Genomic DNA, 2,095 nt, shown 5'->3' with positions numbered 1-2,095 from the left:
GTGCCTGTTGCCTAAAACACAAAACTTAAACCTAATTCTACACGATTACCTAAGTATTTTCTCTCAATTATTTCTGACATCGGCACGAAAGTTGTACAAGAATTATCGTTGTTTGTTTGTATAAATGAAGAATATCGAGTATGAAATCCTGTTATTCTTACATCAAATTTTAACAATCGTAGTAATCTTGACCGCACATCACGATTGCTATGCGTATAAAAACCTTCAGCAACTACCCTAAGTTAAAGAAGGTTCGATGATTTTTGCCTTGTATCAAAGCAAGAAATACTTACCGCCCTAAGTATAAAAGTAGATTTGTAATGGATTATGCATGGTTCAAATTTTATCTCATAAAAGTCTGCGTAGTCATAAGGTGCTAACGTTTTTTGTTAGGTATGATGGTGAAAAGAAGAGAGTAGTTCAATTCATTTTTTACCAAACTCCTACTATACTATGTACATTTTGCCAAGAGTAGTACTATTCTGTAGCCTTTTTATGCTGATGTATAAAAAGATGGCCGCCCAAGATGTTAGTATAAATATTTCGACTCAACCTGCCGCTATAGTCAAAGGCTCTAGTTCGGGTAGGCTTATTGTGGATATTTGTAATAATGATGGAGGGACTCGCGTGGCCGCTGCCAACAAGCTCCGACCTCTCATAAGCTTTCCTAGTTCGCTAATTGGAAATACCGTAGTGCCTATTGCTATTTCTGGATGGGTGGTATTATCAAACGACGGTCAAAACATCCGCCTCGAAAATTCTGTAGCGCTTGCGCCTGGCACTTGTAGTCAAATCGAAATTGGCTACACAGGAATCGCGGTGGGTGGTCCGCTAACCATCACAGGAACCTTGGGATTTAACGGGCCACAAACCACAGGTAACCTAACAGGAAATGATAATAGTACAACTTCTGTTACGGTATATCTTGATACCGATAGTGATGGAATTGGCGATATCATAGATTTGGATGATGATAACGATGGAATACTAGATACAGTCGAAAATGCTCAGTTGAGTAGCGATACTGATGCAGATGGAGTTCCCAATCGCATAGATTTGGATAGTGATAATGATGGCATAAGAGATGTAGCCGAGGCCTTGGGAGTAGACCTAAATGAAGATGGTATGGTAGATGGCGCTGTTAATGCTCAAGGAGTACCTTTGGCAGCTGCAGCGGGCTTAGGAGTTATTCCTCCAGATGCTGATTTTGATGGAAAACCCAATCCCTACGATGTAGATAGTAATAACGATGGCATTTCGGATTTGTTAGAGGCGGGTTTAAATCCCAATTGGGATATCAACAACGACGGCAAAATAGATTGTACTACCAATTGCGATACCGATGGAGACGGAGTGCCCAATATTGCGGATGGTTCGTCGGGCGATTGGAAAGCTGCACCAATTCCTGATTTGACCCCTACAACCGAAATCAATAGTTTAGAATTTGCGGGAGCCGCAAGTTCGAGAGATATCATTGTAAATGTATTTGAAAAAAATGATGTTCAGAATATCCCTGGTAACATAATTGGATTCAGGATTACCAAAATTTCTGGATTTGATATTACCTATTCTCTCAATACAGGGAGCTCGAATGTATCTGGCGTAACCAACAATTCGAATGGCGACTGGACCTTCAGTGAAAATACTTTCTTTATTACCGTGATGGCAAAATCAGGGATAAGCATTCCACCAAACAGCTTCAAAAAGATTGGCTTCACGGTCACGCGCAAAGAGGGTATTCCTGCCAATACAACTCAAAATATAACTGTTACGATATTGTATGGCTCTGCTGGCGAGGGAAAGGTTGATAATAATATTGTTCAAACCCAAGTAACTGCCAATTAAGATATGAGTTCCTATTGTTGTGAACGAGGCTTTATGCATTAGGTGAAATATTACTAAAGAATCAAACGCCTATTTTTGCAGAATGCCCAATTTAGTTTTGCTCAATTATTCAAACACGGAAGCCAATTCTATTATTCAGAATCGGCGAAAAATCTAGGAAAAAGTAACAAAAAAAGCTCAGAAATTTCTTTCTGAGCTTTTGCGGTCTGGACGGGACTCGAACCCGCGACCCCATGCGTGACAGGCATGT

Annotated in this window: 1 protein-coding gene; it reads left to right on the top strand. The window is 40.1% G+C overall.

Going from position 1 to position 2,095, the window contains the following annotated elements; genetic code table 11:
- Positions 1 to 513: 513 nt before the first annotated feature.
- Entirely contained in the window at positions 514 to 1,845 is a 1,332-nt protein-coding gene (locus tag ACOVQ4_RS12970; RefSeq protein WP_421821061.1) for a hypothetical protein, read from the top strand.
- Positions 1,846 to 2,095 lie beyond the last annotated feature (250 nt).

The sequence above is a fragment of the Flectobacillus sp. genome, from assembly GCF_049240685.1.
Lineage (GTDB): Bacteria > Bacteroidota > Bacteroidia > Cytophagales > Spirosomataceae > Flectobacillus.
Note: the sequence above shows the minus strand (reverse complement) of the source record. Positions and strands in the feature narration are given on the sequence as shown.

What these genes read in the sequence shown, in the direction of transcription:
- ACOVQ4_RS12970 (WP_421821061.1), top strand. Translation starts at nt 514, where the DNA reads ATGGCCGCCCAAGATGTTAGTATAAATATTTCGACTCAACCTGCCGCT.